Origin of the sequence: Psychrobacter sp. ANT_H3, assembly GCF_027919975.1 — a bacterium.
In the GTDB taxonomy this organism is placed as follows: Bacteria; Pseudomonadota; Gammaproteobacteria; order Pseudomonadales; family Moraxellaceae; genus Psychrobacter; species Psychrobacter maritimus.
In genome coordinates, this window is record NZ_JAQISM010000016.1 from 34,702 (window position 1) to 51,955 (window position 17,254).

A 17,254-nucleotide genomic window follows, 5' to 3' on the forward strand; every position below is an offset into this window, starting at 1 on the left:
TAGATAAAACCTTATAAAAAAAGCAACGCTGACGTTGCTTTTTTTGGTCTAACTTTTGAAGCTCTTAGAATAAATGCTCGATTTTATATAACTCTACTCTTTATACGATGTACTATGTTCACGTTCATGGGCTAAAAAACCTTCTTCGGTAACATCTAGCTCTTCATGCTTAACTTCTACTTGAATGCTGTCGGTATGCGTATGGGTAGTTTTATTAATCTCTACTTCTTGAATCACATGAGTGTCTTTGGTAATCGTCGCCACTTGACGCGATAAAATAATCTCAATTGGCTCAGCGCCCATCTCAATCTGTTTACCATTAATGGTTATAACAGCTCTGCTATCTAACGATGGCTCAACGTGACGTAATATGTCTTTATCATCGTACTTACCTGATAATAAATCCTGACTTTCTGCATCATAATAATCAGTGCGTACAGTAATATATTCTTCTACCAATTCAATAGGTACGTCGATGGTTTTTGTGCGCGTATGCTTAGTGACCGTTACCTTGCCGACATCCAAGCGTTCTTTGTTAATGACAGGACGTTCTTCTAATAGTTCTAGATAACCACCGTTTTTCGTGTCTTCTAGATTATTTGTCAAATTGTTTGCTGAATTATTGGATAAACCATCTTGCCCACTGCCCATTAGTGCTTGCTGCTGATTGGGCTTAGAAGTAGGTGAGGAAGTAGATAAGGTAGATGCAGCTACATCAGGCGGGGGTAATTTATTCTCACCACTATGGTTGGCTATTCTATCTAAAGAAGAAGCATTCGTTGTTGCTAAGTGTGCATCTTGCTTAATTTGCTGCTGTTTCATGTCATTGTCGTCGGCATTCATGGTCATATTCCTTATGGGCAGATATAATAAATAGGTATAAAAAAAGACCAGAGGCGAGCTCTGGTCTTATCTACTGAGCATAACACTCAGCTGCTAATTACGGTCACATAGTAGGTATTCATCTTATGAAGAATTGCTTATCAAAGATGGTGGAACTATGCGAAAGAATTGCTTATTACATACCACGAGCGCGGCGTACATCTTCGGCAGTGATATCATCGCGGTCAAAAAGATTACCATCGCGGTCAACCACGTTACCATCACCATCGATATCTAACTCTTCACGTTGAATGGTTTCAGCAATCGTTTCAGTATGACGCTCAGTTGTCTTACCGACATTTACTTCTTCAGACACATAAGTTTCTTTATTAACGCGGGCACGTTCCGCTTCTAGCTCAACTTCCACGGTTTGGTTGCCATCAATATCACCGATACGGCGGTCTGTTGGGCGATCTACATTGGTACGCTGGATATTAGCGTGCTCTTCTTCTAGCTCGACGTCAATATTACGCTCTTCAGTCACCACATGCTTGCCGACTTTAACCAAACCCGCTACGATGCGGTCTTTATTGACTGTCAAGCGCTCTTCTAGCAGCTCTAGCGTATTTGGGGCATTGTAGGCATGGTCTGCAATTTCCATACGCTCGGCTTCTGGAATGCTATCAGCCACAAATGATTGGCGATCTTTTTCATACTGCTCTTTATAGCTGTATTGATAGTCGTGATCGTATACTTCCATCGCTTCGACTTGCGCTTGCGTCAGGCTATCGAAAAATACGTCATCACCAACGATACGCGCTAGACCTGCTGGTACCAATACTTCTTTTGAGCTAAACCAACCGCCTGCATCAACGATTAAATAACGGATGCGACCGGTGGTATCTTCTACTAAAGCGCCTTCAATTTTACCGATTTTTTCTTCATTGACGCCATATGCTGTTTTGCCTGTTGGGTCATAATAGTCATCACCGATAAGGTCGCGGTGAGTCGCTTGGATATCTCTTAAACGAATTAGTTGGCTCATTATTATCTTCCTTTTATATGAGTAAATTTTATTTAAATAAATTAGTAATTATTTTTTTAAAATAAAATGCGATAAACACTCGCATTACTGAGAAACTGGTAAGTTGTTGTCTTAAGCCAAGATGGCTCTAGTGGATAGCTAGATTGTTAATTTAATTAACAATTCTAGTAAATAGCCTTTCCATCAACTTGTTAATATCGTAACAGTGCAGTTTTCAATGAGATATATGAGCAAGGTAGCAAAGTGTGCGCTTGAGGTAAGTGCGTGTAATAGGCTGTAAAACTCACTATCACTATATAAATTTAAGTTAAGGCTTTCTTACAGCAATAAACAAATTTTCGTGATTTGTAAATTTCACACATAAAAAAACCGCATAGCCAAATGCCATGCGGTTTTTAAATAACAATAAGATCAGTTAACGCTTAGAACTATTAACTTAATATTAATGTCTCAAACTTTTTTAAGAAGCTAAAATTTAAGAAGTTAAAAGTTCAAATAGCCTAAAACTAAGCCAGTTCAATTGCCACGGCAACCGCTTCACCACCACCGATACATAAGGTTGCGACGCCTTTTTTGCCGCCCGTACGTTTTAGCGAGTTGATAAGCGTCACTAAGATACGCGCACCTGAACAGCCGACTGGATGACCAAGGGCACAAGCGCCGCCTTCGACGTTGACTTTAGCGTGCTCGATGTTGAGCTCATCCATCGCAGCCATCGTTACCATCGCAAATGCTTCGTTGATTTCCCATAGGTCGACATCAGCAACTGACCATCCTGCTTTGTCCAATACTTTTTCAATCGCGCCAACTGGAGCAATGGTAAATTCGCTTGGATGACGTGAGTTAGAAGCAGCGGCTACGATACGTGCTTGATAATCTAAGCCTTCCTCTTTTGCTTGTGACTCTTTCATCATCACAACAGCTGCAGCGCCGTCTGAGATTGAGCTGGCGTTTGCCGCGGTAATCGTACCGTCTTTAGCGAAAGCTGGGCGTAGGGTAGGAATACGCTCCGCATTGGCAAGGGCAGGCTGCTCATCAGTATCGACGCTTTGCTCGCCTTTACGAGTTTTGAAAGTAACTGGGGTGACTTCATCTTTAAAATGACCGTCTTTAATGGCTGTCAACGCACGGTTAAGCGACTCAATGGCAAAATCATCCATTTGCTCACGCGTATAGCCTTTTTCATTGGCCATTTCTTGGGCAAATTGACCCATCAGCTTACCTGTTTCAGCGTCTTCTAGACCGTCTAAGAACATATGGTCTTTGACTTCTTTATGTCCCATGCGATAGCCGCCGCGCGACCCTGGCATGATATAAGGAGCGTTGGTCATTGATTCCATGCCACCTGCAACTGCCACGTTAAAGCTGCCCGCTTTAATACCATCGTGCGCTTGCATGACCGCTTTTAGACCTGAACCACAAAGTTTATTAATGGTAACGGCGCCCGTTGCATCATTTAGACCTGCTTTACGCATGGCTTGACGAGCAGGGCCTTGGCCTAGACCGGCGGTCAAGATACAGCCCATGATGACTTCATCAATATTATCAACGCTTACGCCTGAACGCTCAACAGCGGCTTTAATAGCAGCAGCGCCCAATTCTGTGGCGCTCATGTCTTTAAGTGCGCCTTGAAAGCCGCCCATTGGAGTACGTGCGCCGTTTAAAATTACAATTGCATCATTTGACATTATTCTTCTTCCCTTTTAGGTTTTGAAACGAAAGTGCTATTTTTCATCATTAAAATAAAACAGTTAAGCTAAAGCCATCCGCTTAGTGACTAATAGCGGTCTGGCTTAATGAGTTATACAGCTTAAGCGCTGGATAAATTACGCCAGCTCATCTAAGCGGATACGTACTACTTTATCAGTAATAGTATCGAGCTTTTCGATTTTTTCAATGGCAATATTCATCTGACTTTCAACCACAGGCAGCGTCAAGATAATTACCGGCACTTGACCAAGTTTATGGGCAGGTTTTTGTAAAATGGCATCGATATTGATACCCGCGTCGCTTAAGATGCGCGTGATATCAGCCAATACCCCAGGATTGTCATGCGCATGTACACGCAGATAATAACCGGTAATCATTTGCTCAGCGCGCAAGATAGGCGTGTCTGATAATTGCTCAGGAATAAAGGCTAGATGTGGCACATGATGACCATTCGTGCTTTCATTGTTGCTATCTTTACTACCAAGAACACGAACCAAATCCATCACATCGGCCATCACCGCAGAAGCGGTAGCACCGGCACCGGCGCCATCGCCGCAATAGAGCGTTTGTCCAAGCGGGTGAGAATTGACCAGTACCGCATTTTTTACGCCATTGACGTTGGCAAGTAAAGCATTTTGTGGAATAAGCGTCGGGTGGACGCGCAGCTCAATACCCGCCGTACTATTGTCACCTGAGCCATCGCCTTCACGGCGTACAGCAAAGCCTAGATGCTTGATGCGATAGCCAAGCTCTTCAGCGTAGTTGACGTCTTGCAAAGTAATAGCGGTAATCCCTTCACAGTAAACTTTATCAAACTGTAGCGGAATCCCAAAGGCAATAGAGGCAAGTAGGGCGAGCTTATGAGCAGCATCAATGCCTTCAACATCAAAAGTCGGATCGGCTTCAGCATAGCCAAGCTCTTGCGCCTCGGTCAATACATCGGCAAACGGGCGACCTTTATCACGCATTTCGGTCATGATAAAGTTGCCAGTACCATTAATGATACCTGCTAACCACTCAATTTTATTGGCAGCAAGGCCTTCACGCATGACTTTAATAATTGGGATGCCGCCTGCCACTGCTGCTTCATAAGCGACATGTACGTTATGGGCTTCCGCAAAGGCAAAAATCTCATTGCCGTGTTCAGCGAGCAGCGCTTTATTGGCGGTGACCACATGTTTGCCGTTTTTGATGGCATGCATAATCACGTCTTTAGCCAGCGTCGTACCGCCAATCACTTCGATGACAATATCGACATTGTCACTGGCAGCGGCTGCCATCAAGTCACTGTTTTGAATAATGTTCGGGTCAATATCATCGCGCTGACGACGGGTACCGACTTCGGTAATCACAATATCGCGTCCGCTACGGCGTTTTAACTCATCTAAATTATCATTGATTAGGTTGATCACGCCCGTTCCGACGGTGCCGAGACCAAGTATCGCTAGTTTGATGGATTTGCTCACAGTATCCTCAAGAGATTATAGAGTTGGATAAGAATGCTTCTATACAGGCTCTTACATAAAAACGCTGATATAAAAGGGTTGATATAAAGAGTGCTGATATAAGGAAGAACGGTGTAAAAATATACGACTAATATCGCCAAGCGCTTTATCGTATCATACCGACAAGCGCTTGTGGCGTCTACCCAAACTCACTGTCGCCAAAGTCAATAATATCAGGGCAAACGACTAGCTGGCATCAATCGCTGTTTGTGCCAATTGTGCAGCCGGTAAATAACCACCGATTTGTTGTCCAGACTCGGTAAAGATAGCGGGGGTACCACGAACGCCCAGTGCCATACCAAGCTCAATTTGCGATTTTACCGGACTATTACAGCTAGGGGCTTGGACGTTAGCGCCCATTTTTGCCTGATCCATCGCCGCATTACGGTCTTCGCTACACCAGATGGCTTCCATCTTTGGAATACTGCCTTCGCTGCGCGGCCATGCCAAATAACGCACTTCAATACCACGCGCATTGATGTCATCTATCTCTTCATGGAGCTTGGTGCAATAAGGACAATCGGCATCGGTAAAGGAATACACGACAGATTTGGTTTCGCCTTTAGCAGGATAAATAATCATGTCTTTTTTGTCGACTGCTTTTAGCGCTTCTTGCGCGGTTTTGGCAACCAAAGCGCCACTGATATCAACCGGCGCTTCTGCGCCAACGGCGATGATTTGCCCTTGGATAATATGTTTACCAGATTTATCGGTAAAGAAAGACGGTAAGCCCGATGCCGTTACCCAGTAAATATCTTTCATGTCCGTTGGTACGGCTGAAAGAATGTTTTCTTCAATGCCTGAAGCTTTTAGGTTTGCTTGTAAGGATTTTACCACTGCTGAATCACTATCGGCTGCCACCTGCGCGGTACTGACTTTGGCTTCTGCACTATTGACGATGCCTGTATTACTGGTTGCATCAGCGGCATTATTAGAGCAGCCCGCCGCAACCACGACTAGCAACGCACCCATCATCATACGAGATAAAGGCTTGCGAGAAAATGTATCACGAATAGCAGTGGTTTTAGAAAAAGAAGGTAAAAACATAGGGTGTTTCCTTTAGGCAGTCGTGCCTAAGCAAGATATAGATATAAAAAAGAGGGCAGTAAAGGGCAGTAAAAAATGTGTAAACGCTTGCCGCATATTCACTAGATTTTGTCATCAGGGCGATATATTGCAATGGTGATATACAATTTATTGATAATAAAAGATAAGTGGCAATAGCTGTCATATTAGCATATTTTTATAAATAACCACTAAAGGTGAGTTTTAGCATTGTCAAATCTACAATTTATTGATAAATGTTACAAGAGGAGAAATAAAATACATTTGCACTATTTCATCTCGGCTTATGTCTAGGTAGGCTACTATTTATAACCGTTTCTTATAAGCTATCTCTCAATTAAACTATGTCTCAATTATTTACTAAAACAATTTTTCTAATTTTCTTTCTAATTTTCTAAGGAGCCCGTATGGCAGGTGCCAGTTTATTAACCCTACTTGATGATATCAGTGTGATATTAGATGACGTGTCGGTCATGACTAAGGTCGCCGCCAAAAAAACCGCGGGGGTGTTGGGTGATGATTTGGCATTGAATGCTGAGCAGGTCACCGGCGTCAAAGCAAATCGTGAACTGCCAGTGGTCTGGGCGGTCGCCAAAGGCTCGTTTATTAATAAGCTTATCTTGGTGCCAGCGGCAATCCTTATCAGTGCCATTTACCCGCCTTTAATCACGTTTTTGCTTATGTGTGGTGGTCTATTTTTAGTTTATGAGGGTGCTGAAAAGGTTATTCACCGCTTTTGGCCGCATGCCATACCTGATGATGAAGAACAAAATGCGCGCCGGCGAGCCAATGCTGATGAAACGGTCGATTTGGTCGCCTTTGAAAAAGAAAAAATCAAAGGGGCGGTACGTACCGACTTTATTTTATCGGCAGAGATTATCGTCATTGCGCTAGGCGCGACGGCAACGGCTACTTTGTTACAGCGCAGCTTAGTGCTGTCTATTTTAGCCATTGGTATTACCGTTGGTATTTATGGTTTGGTCGCCGGTATCGTTAAAATCGATGACGTGGGCCTACATATGATGGAGAAAGACGGCAAGTTTACTCAAAAAGTCGGCAAGGTTTTATTTGCGTCAGCGCCTAAATTGATGAAGTTTTTATCGATTGCTGGTACTTTGGCGATGTTCTTAGTTGGTGGTGGTATCTTGGTACACGGTATTAATTTTTTACACCATGAAGTTGAAGATATTGCCCATTTAACGGGCATTTTTGAGAGCTTTACCACGGCGTTATTAAATGGCGTTATTGGCTTTATCATTGGAGCTGCTATCGTTGCTCTGTTGACGGTGATTAACAAAATACGCAATAAAGACGCGTCTTCTGCACATTAAGCTTATTCTCAAAAACGCTGAGTCTTCAAGGTTTTGACTACTAAAGGGTCGTATTTATAATAAGCACTGTTGACAAAAAGCCATGTTAAACAAGATATAAAAAAGCCCCAAAGTTGCTAAGAACTTTGGGGCTTTTACATTTTATAAAAGACTATTTATAAAAGGCGATTAGCTTTCGCTATCAGTATCATCAGATTCTGATTTTTCCGCCTGTGTTGGCTTCTTATGCTCAGTCTTCGGCTTACGCGTGCGCGCCTTAGGTACTTTTGGCGTGGTTAAATTAAACATGCCTTTTTGTGGCAACAACTGCTCAGCCACATTTTCAATCATGTTTTTATAACTGGCGATGGTTGTTTTTGACTTCGCCGCCTGAATTTCTTCTTTTGTCGCTGGCTCTGATACTTGTTCAGTTGGCTCAGGCGCTTGCTCAGTTTCGCTTTGCTCAACATCAGAAACGCTGGTTTCAGTATCAGCATCTTTAACCTCAGCATCTGCTGTTTTGACTTCTTCCGCCTTCGCTGCTTCAACATCAGATTGCGCCGCGTTTCCTTCTTCTAGTGCTTGCTCAACCTTTAACAGCTGCTCACTATCGGCGCTGACATCGTTTGTCTGACCTTGATTTGCAAGCGCATTTGCTTCTACTTTATGAGCATCGACATGAACATCGACGTCGCTGTCGGCTGCTAAAGCGTTATCTGCAGGCGCTTCAGAAGTGGTAACTACAGCTACTTCCTGATAGTCAGGATGCTGACCGCGTGGGTCGTTGCTTGCCCGTTTGCTAATAGCGCGTGGTTCAACGGCTGTTTTACCTTGCGCGGCGGCAAACTGACTGACCGCTTGCGTCATCTTCTCAAAGCGGGCGATATAATCTGCTGCTAAAGGCTGATAACCATAGTTGCTAAAGTTGAAGTCTTGATTGGCAGCTTCGCCAGTCACTACTTTAGGCTCATTACTGCTATCGACTTTAACCTTGTCCTCGTCAGTAGTAGCGGCTTGAGCTTGTTCAACATGCAAGGCAATGGCAGCATTAAAGCAGTTGATAACGCCCTCTGCTGCTAAGCGCGCTTGCGCCTCTGGTAGCGTTGCACGGATAAATTCACCAACCGTACCACGGATAGCTGGCATATTTACAGCGGTTGGCTTGTCTTGCTGATTTGCCTGAGGCATTTCAGCGACCGATGTTTTAGTTGTCGGTGTTTGAGCCTGCTGACGACGTACCAGACGTGGGTCATTGCTGGCTTGACCAAACTTATTGGCCGTCACATAGCGCTTAGCAAACAAGGCGTCATGGTTAAGCTCAAACGCTGGTTGCTTGCTATTGCTAGCATCATCGTCAGTCTTAGAGTTAACATCAGTGGCAACATCAGAAGCAGTTTCCTGAGCTTTCTCTGTAGCTACTTCATTTTCAGCAGTGACATCTACTGGCTTTTGACTTTCCGCTAGCTTTTTGCTATCAGCTGGACGGTCAGTCTGGGCATCACTGCTGTTAGATGTTGCTTGCTGGTCTGCTATTGGTTCTTTAGCAGCAACTTTTTTAGCGGCGATTTTACTGTCGTCTACAGACTTAGCATCAGACATTTGCACTTTAGCTTCAGTAGCGCTTGGTTGTGCTTGGTCTACTTTTGGCTCTGCTATTTTTGCTTCTTCTAGATGAACTGCATCACTGTCAACAGCTTTATCTGTATCGACTTGCTTACTGTTTTTTTCACTGTTATCAACCGAGTCACGGCTGTTTTTAGCCGCTTGACTGTCAGTCTTTTGCTCAACGGCTTCCTGCTTATCCGCATTTTTCGGCGTGCTGTCTTCTTGACTTGCTTTCTGCTTATCAGCGTCATTGCTAGCTTTCTCAGCGCTTTGCTTTTCAGGCGCTTGGCGAGTGGCTGCTACAGATTTACTGTCATCTAAAGATAAATGCACAACTTCTGGCGATTTGAGTTCCGTGGCTGCTTCATTGACCTGTAATATAACTTCGTTAGGGTCTTGGTTGCGGCGTGAGCTTGATTGGCTTCTACCATTGCCATTATTAGCCTCTTTAGTGCTTAGCTGCCCATTTTGTTGTGCATTATCAGCGCTTAACGTCTCACCGCGCTCAAGTTTGCCGCGTGAGTGACGTTGGCTATTTGATTTACGCTTAGCACGAGTTTGCTCGTCTGCAGCATTGGCATTTTTGTCATCAGCGTCGGTACGCTCATGACGCTCATTGCCTTTGCTATTTTCGTTGCTCTCATTACCATTGCGAGCGCTGTCTTGACGATTATTACGATTACGGTCGTTAGGGCGTCTGTTATCCTGCTGACGTTTATCTTGGCTGTTCGATTCTTTGTTATCAGCGCTACTTATGCTGCTGTCTGTAGTATCGCTAGCGACGTTATCACTCGTTTCATCTGACGGCTCTTTTCTTTGGCGCGTCTTAGAAGGGCGTGATTTACGTGGCTTACGTCTTCTTCTTTCTTCAGCATCGTTATTGTCATCAGCTGTGTTGTTAGACGTCTGCTGACGATTGGCGTTTGACGGCTGGTTATTGGCTTGTTGATTGCTCTCTTGCGGCGCAGCTGTAGCTTGATTGTTATCAGTAAGCACACTGTTATCAACTTGCCCAAACGAGCCTAAGCTTTGCGCGCCTGTATTGACCAGTGCTTCAATGGCTTCAGCGGCGTCACGACTACTGACGCTATGAGTGGTCTGTGCCTGCGGTGCTTGCGCAAATAAATTGGACAACCAAGCAACGGCTTGCGGTTGGGCAGCAGCAACAGGCGTGGTTTGGGTTGCTACTGGCGCAGATATAGCCGCAACAGCAGGCGTATTTTGTGTCGGCGCTTGTGTTTGTGTTTGTGGCTGTGTTTGTGTCTGCGGCGCCCGTGCTGATGAAACATTGCTATTGCTACGATGATCATTGCTATGACTGGTCGTATTCTGCTGCTGGCTCGGCGCACTTTGCTGGGTATTGGCGCTCGTATTCGCTTGACTGTTATTACCGTTATTATTACTGCTGTTATCGGCTATTTGGCGTGGCTGGCGCGTCGGCTGCTGCTCAGGACGCTCTTTTTCAGCGGTTTGCCAGTCAACTTCATAACCCAAATCGCTATGTTCTTGGGCTGTATCCGTAATACGCTCATAGCTTGATGGGGCAAAGCCGTCACGGTTAAAATGCAGCTTAAAGTTTGGCGATTCTAAATGTGCATGCGGCAAAATGGTAATACGCGTACCACTGTCTTGCTCAAGGTAGACCAAGGCATCGCGCTTTTCATTCAATAAGAAAGCAGCGATATCAGTCGGTACTTCTGCCTGTACTTCACCTTGACGTTCTTTTAAGGCGATTTGCTCAATTTGACGCATAATAGATAGTGACAGCGAACGCAAATCACGAATCATGCCATTACCATGACAGCGAGGGCAGATGTAACCAGTCGATTCTTCTAGTGATGGACGCAGACGCTGACGGCTCATCTCCATCAAACCAAATTTAGAGATATCACCGAACTGTACGCGGGCGCGGTCATATTTGGTGGCATCGACTAAACGTTTTTCAACTTCTTTTTGATGCTTATTGTCATTCATATCGATGAAATCAATGACAATCAAGCCGCCCATATCACGTAAACGCAATTGACGGGCAATCTCATCGGCGGCTTCTAGATTGGTATGGTAAGCGGTTTCAGCAACATCTGAGCCTTTGGTCGACTTGGCTGAGTTGATATCGATGGATACTAGTGCTTCAGTCTGGTCAATAACGATTGAGCCACCTGATGGCAGGCGTACTTCACGCTGATAGGCCGTTTCGATTTGTTTTTCGATATTAAAGCGCGAAAACATCGGCTCATAATCGGTATATTTACGTAGCTTTTCAGCTTGTTTTGGCATCACCGCGTCGATAAAACCTGCCGCTTCGATATAAGCGTTTTCATTATCGATCCAAATCTCAGCAATATCATCGCGCAGATAATCACGCACGGCACGCGTCACGACGCCTGCTTCTTGATGCACCAAACGCGGTGAAGGATATTTTTGATTTTGTTCTTGGATGGCTTGCCAGATATTAAGCAAGTGATTTAAGTCATGCTGCAAGTCTTCTTGGGTTTTGCCAATACCAGCAGTACGAATGATAACGCTCATGCCTTTTGGCAAATCCAAACTGCCCAGCATACGCTTCATATCTTCGCGCAATTTACCCGAGATTTGACGTGAGATACCGCCGCCACGAGGGTTGTTTGGCATTAACACTAAATAACGACCTGCTAGTGACACATAAGTTGATAAAGCCGCGCCTTTATTACCGCGCTCTTCTTTTTCAACTTGGACGATGAGTTCGTCACCTTCTTTGATCAGTTTTTTGATGTTTTCATCGCGTGGATTGCCGCTTAAATATTCAGCAGAAATTTCACGAATCGGTAAGAAGCCTTGACGCTGTGAGCCATATTCGACAAATACCGCTTCAAGCGATGGCTCGACACGGGTTACATGACCTTTATAAATGTTAGATTTTTTTTGTTCGCGGGTACGGTTTTCTAAATCGAAATCGTAAAGATGATTGCCTTTACAAAGGGCAACACGAATTTCTTCGTTTTGAGTAGCGTTGATTAAAATGCGTTTCATATTTATATCCTATGAGTACGCAGAACAACGACGAGACAGGCTTTAGGGCAGGGTGGCAAGTGTGGCTAATAATACAATTAGCCTGAGCAGACGTTAATGAGCGGTAGAACGTAAAGCATAAATGCAGTTAAGCGCGCGGGCTTTTCGCAATCGCTTTTTGACCTAAAATGTATTAGCTATAAGGGATGCTAATGTCGGTAACATTCATATAGATAAGATAGGGTGTAAGGCTACTATCTATAGAGTTATTATGAATAGGCTTGTTCTAATGATTAATGCAGGAGCAAGTTAGTGGTCTTTTATTAGCAGTCATCTTATCCAGTTTGAGGGTCAGCGCACGTTGTAAGGGTGGCGGTGGATAATGACTGAGAGTCAAGAGGTCACAGGTACTAAAAAAGCATCGTGCTGTCACAGTAATCAATCAAGGTCTAGCAATAATATCGCTGTCATTAAGGACTATTATATAAGTGTTATCGTATAAAATAGTGCCGTGCAGCGGTTATCCTTTTAGGTGAAGCAATTGGTCATTCTTTATTTATCGTTCTTTTGGGTATAACGTCAGTAATATCTGGGGTGTCTCAAAGCTAGGTGGCGCTGCTTTCGTCATCAGCGGGGCGTACTTGGCAAACAGAATAAATGACCGGCTTATCGGCACGGTGTCTCTTGTCTATTCTACTTATCGTCCTCTGTTTGACCACCAATACTCAGGCAGCTATCGACAATCATTAATGATGCTCGATTCTGGCTCTAAACGACCCATACTTGCTCATCTGCGCGCCTAAAGGACTGGATGATAAATAATTATTTATGATCATAAATAGTTATCAAAGCAAGTCGTGGTTATGCGGTAGTGAGTAAATGTTATGTTGTTATCGTTTGATAAAATCGTTTTAACAATCTATCAAAGCGATGTTGTCTAATGTCACAATATTCTGTAATGATAAACAATCTTATGCTGATAACTTATCTGGTACTAATACTGTTTTGTACTAATAAATGTCAGCGTTGTTCTTACAATTTATGGGGCATTATAGGGTATATCAAGGGATATAACACCCTTAAAATCAGATGAAACACACAAGCGTGGCAGATTTTATAGCAGGCAGCGCTTAACTAACCAGTACTGACCAGCAGTAAAAATGGCGCTACACTGTCTGTAACAACAATGAATTATTGTCGCAGCCTCTGCTTAATTGGCGCTCAACATGCTAAACTATAGCAAATCTTTATGTAAATACCTAACTAAAAATGACAAACGACAAAATGACAAACGACGAACCTATCCACGAAGCTCCGGCTATCTTTAATAGCAAAACGCGCCCGCAAAGTGCAGATGACGAAATTAGTAACTTTGAAAAGGTCAACTACCTTGAAGTTACTCGCCATCAGCATGATCAGCGCTTGGACAACTTTTTGCTCAATCGTCTAAAGGGCTTGCCTAAACCGCATATCTATAAAATGATTCGCTCGGACGAAGTGCGCGTTAATAATAAACGTTGTAAAGCGCATGACAGATTGCAGCGTGAAGACGTGGTACGTATTGCGCCTGTTCAGCTAGCCACCCGTGATAAACCTATTATCAGTACCGAATTTGCCAAGAGTTTATTGGCACGTGTGGTCTACGAAGATGAAGGGTTAATCGTATTGAATAAACCTTCTGGCATCGCCGTTCATGGCGGTAGTGGTCTAGATTTTGGCGTTATTGAAGCCATGCGCGAAGTGACGGGCAAAAAATATCTCGAGCTGATTCATCGTATCGATAAAGATACCTCAGGGCTGCTGATGATTTCTAAGAAACGCTCAGCGCTAAAAGCCCTGCAACAGCATCTGGTCGACAAAACCATCCAAAAACACTATCTATGTATCGCTAAAGGTCAGCCTGCACTGAACGAGCAGCGTATCGATGCGCCATTATTGCGCTATACACTGGCTAGTGGTGAGCGCCGCGTAAAAGTAGATGCACAAGATGCGCAAGCTAAAGAAAGCCAGACAGATATTATCGTTCATGGTCGTTTTATGCTTGCCAATCAGCCAGTCAGCTTGATTGAAGCTAAGCCATTGACCGGTCGTACCCATCAAATCCGTGTGCATTTGGCACATATTGGTCATGCTATCTTAGGTGATGATAAATACAATGTGCATGACAAGTCTGGCGTGCATCGTCTGTGCTTACATGCGTGGCGTTTAGATATTCCCGGCTATGAAACCATTACTGCGCCATTACCAGATGAGATGGTAGCTTGGTTGCCAGCTGACATTAAACTACCTGAATAAGCTTAAAGGACTGATATTCCATTCTCAGTTTTTATATTAATATTCAAGATGAAGCACAAACGTCACAGTGACTTATAAGGGCATATCTTCGCCAAATAAGTGACCGTGACGTTTTCACATCCGCCATTTACGATGAATCGTTAAGGGTTAGTCCATGACAGCAGCAGCACTCGCTCATACATTAGCAGCAGCCAATACTTCTAAATTAGCAGCCGAGCATCACTTAGCAGATAAAACGCTGATTATTTTTGATTGGGATGGCACCTTGATGGATTCGATTGGCTTAATCGTTGAGTCGATGCACGTCGCAGGCGAGGCGCATGGCTTTACCACCACCGATCAGGCCGTCAAAGAAATCATCGGCCTGAGTCTAATGAATGGCATTGAGATTTTATATCCGCAAGCAACCGCTGCGCAAAAGCTAGCGATTCAGCAAAGTTATGCGGATTATTATATTCCAAACAGCCATCGTACGCCGTTCTTTGCGCCTATCGAAACTATGCTGCAAACCTTGCAACAGCAAGATAAGCAGCTGGCGGTCGCCACTGGTAAGAAAAGAAAGGGTTTAGATCGGGTATTAGATGGCTCTGATAGCCATCACTATTTTGCCATCACGCGCTGCGCTGATGAGTCAGGCTCAAAACCTGACCCGCAAATGCTGAGTGATATTTTAGACCATACCAAGCAGCCAATCTCGCAGGCGGTATTTATCGGTGACAGTATTTATGATATCCAAATGGCCAACCGTTTGGGCATGACCAGTATTGCGGTCAATTATGGTACGGCGTCGAGTAGCGAGCTTGCCGCCGAGCAGCCAACTTATCAAGTAGATACCCCGCAAGCATTGGCTGAGCTATTGTGTGCTTAAATAAGCATTCGTTTAGATGGTAAAAGAGGGTCATAAAAATCAAAAAGGGTTTATCGTTATTAGCGATAAACCCTTTTTGGCTGAAACTGTGACTGGTTAAAAACTGTAACTGACAAAAACCGTGACTGGCGAAGAAAACCATGAGGTTTACTTGCCGTCTTATTCAGTACTGTCCTTTTCAACATTATCTTGTTCAGCACTATCTTTTCTATCACTATCTTTCTCAACATTGCCTGTTTGAGCAGCGTCCTTTGCAATCGCGTCTTCTAGCTCAGCACCTTCTAGCAAAGCAAAAGAGGATTCAATAATTTTATTAGCATCCAGCTGATACTCATACCAGTTGCCCATGACGCCGGCCAATTCATCAAGCCCTTCTTTTCTTAACGCTGAAAATAGCTGAATGGTACAGTTTAAGCCTAATTGCTTCAGTCTTTTACGGGTATTCAGCAGCGCGTTTTTAGAAGCACCATATTTAAGCTTATCGGCTTTGGTTAGCAAAATATGCACTGGCAGCTCACCATCTTTTGCCCAATGCAGCATTTGCTCGTCAAAGAACTTCAGTGGATGACGGATATCTGACATCAGCACCAAACCTGCAAGGCTTGAGCGCGATACCAGATATTCCTCTAGCTCAACCTGCCATTCTTTTTTCATCTCAAGCGGTACGGCCGCATAACCATAACCGGGCAAATCAACCAAACGTCTATCACTATCGCCAATACTAAAAAAGTTAATCATCTGCGTACGGCCAGGCGTCTTAGACGAGCGTGCTAACTGACGCTGATTGGTCAGTGCATTAATAGCGGATGATTTACCAGCGTTTGAACGTCCAGCAAAGGCAATCTCTAGCCCAACATCAGGCGGACAAAGGCGAAAAGTTGGCGCAGACATGAGAAATTCAGTTTGCTGAATGCGTTGACGGGCTTTGGTATTAAAATCCGCGTGTTCAGCGGCGACATCTTTGAACGGGGTACTCATAAGTGACTCATTAATCTTGAAAAATTGGATACGGTAATAAAAGTTTTTGAATTAAGCAGTGCTTACAGCAGCGTATGGAATAGGTGCGCGGCAAAAATAAGACTTCAATCATATAAGGGTTTTAGGATACCGCCTATTCTATACTATTACGGCGCTTAGTTATTGAAATAACGGCTATTACCCTTATATTAATTACAACCTATTGGCGACATAGTCTTAAAATGACTTTCAAGTAAATTGGCTCTTAGGGCAGTCTTCTGCCTCATGAGCAGCCGTTAACAAAGCTAAACTATATTTATATATATTAATACGACATATATTGTTACAATCTTTAGTCAGACAGATTGAATGAAAGACGTTTAATAAAATTATTGATTAAGCGAATGAAAAACGATATGAGGTGTCCCATGTTCTCAATCACCACAACAGTTGCCAAAAGCTATCGCTTATTAGCCAGTACGGCAACCGCGCTCATAATTGGTACGGCGCTGCTAAGTACTGCCAGTGCGGCTGATATTGCAACGTCCTATAATAACTCATGTGCCGCTTGTCACGATAGTGGCGCGCTCAATGCCATTAAAAAAGGCGACAGTGCCAAATGGCAACAGCTCATCAAACAAAAGGGCATGCCAGCGCTGATTAAATCGGTGAAAAGTGGCATGATTCAAATGCCCGCCGGTGGACTGTGTACAGATTGCAGCGATGATGATTACCGTAAACTTATCGAATATATGAGTAAATAGCGTTCAACCCGTGCATAGGTCATGCTTAAGTTATAAAGCTATCCATCATTGTTTATAAAAATATATAAGGCGCAAGGTTGCTAAACCTGCTGCGCTTTTTTGTTTTTATTAAGTAGGTGATTAGGATATGAATAGAAAAAATCCCCAATGCTACGATTAAGTAGGCAAATAGTAAAAAGTCTTGCTATAATAATCCAAAATAAACCCTGATATTAGTAAGTACTTTCGGGCTGCTTGTGATAAAGACCGCAGAATATATGGCTTAGCTGGCTAAATGATGGCTCTGTATATCTTTCGTCTTTAAATAATACAATCATGCT

The 17,254-nt window shown here is 43.7% G+C and carries 11 protein-coding genes; 4 read left to right on the forward strand and 7 right to left on the reverse strand.

Going from position 1 to position 17,254, the window contains the following annotated elements; all coding sequences use genetic code 11:
• Positions 1 to 93: 93 nt before the first annotated feature.
• The 5 genes from PG901_RS09230 to PG901_RS09250 form a co-directional block, all read right to left on the reverse strand.
• On the reverse strand, positions 94 to 843 hold the full coding sequence (locus PG901_RS09230; protein WP_227692346.1) for a YsnF/AvaK domain-containing protein: 750 nt from the start codon (positions 841 to 843) through the stop codon (positions 94 to 96).
• Positions 844 to 1,018: 175 nt separating this feature from the next.
• Positions 1,019 to 1,867, reverse strand: coding sequence for a DUF2382 domain-containing protein (locus PG901_RS09235; RefSeq protein WP_201562382.1), 849 nt, complete (start codon positions 1,865 to 1,867; stop codon positions 1,019 to 1,021).
• A gap of 506 nt (positions 1,868 to 2,373) precedes the next feature.
• Complete coding sequence (locus PG901_RS09240; protein ID WP_201619088.1) at positions 2,374 to 3,555, reverse strand: thiolase family protein; 1,182 nt, start codon at positions 3,553 to 3,555, stop codon at positions 2,374 to 2,376.
• 138 nt (positions 3,556 to 3,693) lie between these two features.
• Positions 3,694 to 5,043, reverse strand: coding sequence for a homoserine dehydrogenase (locus PG901_RS09245; protein WP_201624697.1), 1,350 nt, complete (start codon positions 5,041 to 5,043; stop codon positions 3,694 to 3,696).
• Between the two features lie 225 nt (positions 5,044 to 5,268).
• Positions 5,269 to 6,129 carry a DsbC family protein gene (locus tag PG901_RS09250; RefSeq protein WP_201624698.1) on the reverse strand — a complete coding sequence of 287 codons (861 nt, stop codon included), beginning with the start codon at positions 6,127 to 6,129 and terminating at the stop codon, positions 5,269 to 5,271.
• A 425-nt stretch (positions 6,130 to 6,554) separates the two neighbouring features.
• Here PG901_RS09250 and PG901_RS09255 point away from each other — a divergent pair, with 425 nt between their 5' ends.
• Positions 6,555 to 7,478, forward strand: coding sequence for a DUF808 domain-containing protein (locus PG901_RS09255; protein WP_201562374.1), 924 nt, complete (start codon positions 6,555 to 6,557; stop codon positions 7,476 to 7,478).
• Between the two features lie 168 nt (positions 7,479 to 7,646).
• Here the strand turns inward: PG901_RS09255 and PG901_RS09260 are convergent, their stop codons facing one another.
• Positions 7,647 to 12,071: an Rne/Rng family ribonuclease gene (locus PG901_RS09260; protein ID WP_271134319.1), complete on the reverse strand. Its 4,425-nt coding sequence runs from the start codon at positions 12,069 to 12,071 to the stop codon at positions 7,647 to 7,649.
• Between the two features lie 1,263 nt (positions 12,072 to 13,334).
• On the opposite strand from PG901_RS09260, the gene PG901_RS09265 reads away from it, so the two are divergent.
• Both PG901_RS09265 and PG901_RS09270 read left to right on the forward strand, forming a co-directional pair.
• Positions 13,335 to 14,345, forward strand: coding sequence for an RluA family pseudouridine synthase (locus PG901_RS09265; protein WP_201562370.1), 1,011 nt, complete (start codon positions 13,335 to 13,337; stop codon positions 14,343 to 14,345).
• Positions 14,346 to 14,499: 154 nt separating this feature from the next.
• Positions 14,500 to 15,213 carry an HAD family hydrolase gene (locus PG901_RS09270; RefSeq protein WP_201624700.1) on the forward strand — a complete coding sequence of 238 codons (714 nt, stop codon included), beginning with the start codon at positions 14,500 to 14,502 and terminating at the stop codon, positions 15,211 to 15,213.
• 159 nt (positions 15,214 to 15,372) lie between these two features.
• Here the strand turns inward: PG901_RS09270 and yihA are convergent, their stop codons facing one another.
• Complete coding sequence (yihA, locus tag PG901_RS09275; RefSeq protein ID WP_201624701.1) at positions 15,373 to 16,191, reverse strand: ribosome biogenesis GTP-binding protein YihA/YsxC; 819 nt, start codon at positions 16,189 to 16,191, stop codon at positions 15,373 to 15,375.
• A 407-nt stretch (positions 16,192 to 16,598) separates the two neighbouring features.
• Here yihA and PG901_RS09280 point away from each other — a divergent pair, with 407 nt between their 5' ends.
• Positions 16,599 to 16,934, forward strand: a complete 336-nt coding sequence (locus PG901_RS09280; protein WP_201624702.1) for a c-type cytochrome — start codon at positions 16,599 to 16,601, stop codon at positions 16,932 to 16,934.
• Positions 16,935 to 17,254 lie beyond the last annotated feature (320 nt).

Bases quoted from the DNA above. Each gene is read 5' to 3' on its own strand.
- PG901_RS09250 (WP_201624698.1), bottom strand. From the start codon at position 6,129: ATGTTTTTACCTTCTTTTTCTAAAACCACTGCTATTCGTGATACATTT.
- PG901_RS09255 (WP_201562374.1), top strand. From the start codon at position 6,555: ATGGCAGGTGCCAGTTTATTAACCCTACTTGATGATATCAGTGTGATA.
- PG901_RS09240 (WP_201619088.1), bottom strand. From the start codon at position 3,555: ATGTCAAATGATGCAATTGTAATTTTAAACGGCGCACGTACTCCAATG.
- PG901_RS09280 (WP_201624702.1), top strand. From the start codon at position 16,599: ATGTTCTCAATCACCACAACAGTTGCCAAAAGCTATCGCTTATTAGCC.
- PG901_RS09235 (WP_201562382.1), bottom strand. From the start codon at position 1,867: ATGAGCCAACTAATTCGTTTAAGAGATATCCAAGCGACTCACCGCGAC.
- PG901_RS09260 (WP_271134319.1), bottom strand. From the start codon at position 12,071: ATGAAACGCATTTTAATCAACGCTACTCAAAACGAAGAAATTCGTGTT.
- PG901_RS09265 (WP_201562370.1), top strand. From the start codon at position 13,335: ATGACAAACGACGAACCTATCCACGAAGCTCCGGCTATCTTTAATAGC.
- PG901_RS09230 (WP_227692346.1), bottom strand. From the start codon at position 843: ATGAATGCCGACGACAATGACATGAAACAGCAGCAAATTAAGCAAGAT.
- yihA (WP_201624701.1), bottom strand. From the start codon at position 16,191: ATGAGTACCCCGTTCAAAGATGTCGCCGCTGAACACGCGGATTTTAAT.
- PG901_RS09270 (WP_201624700.1), top strand. From the start codon at position 14,500: ATGACAGCAGCAGCACTCGCTCATACATTAGCAGCAGCCAATACTTCT.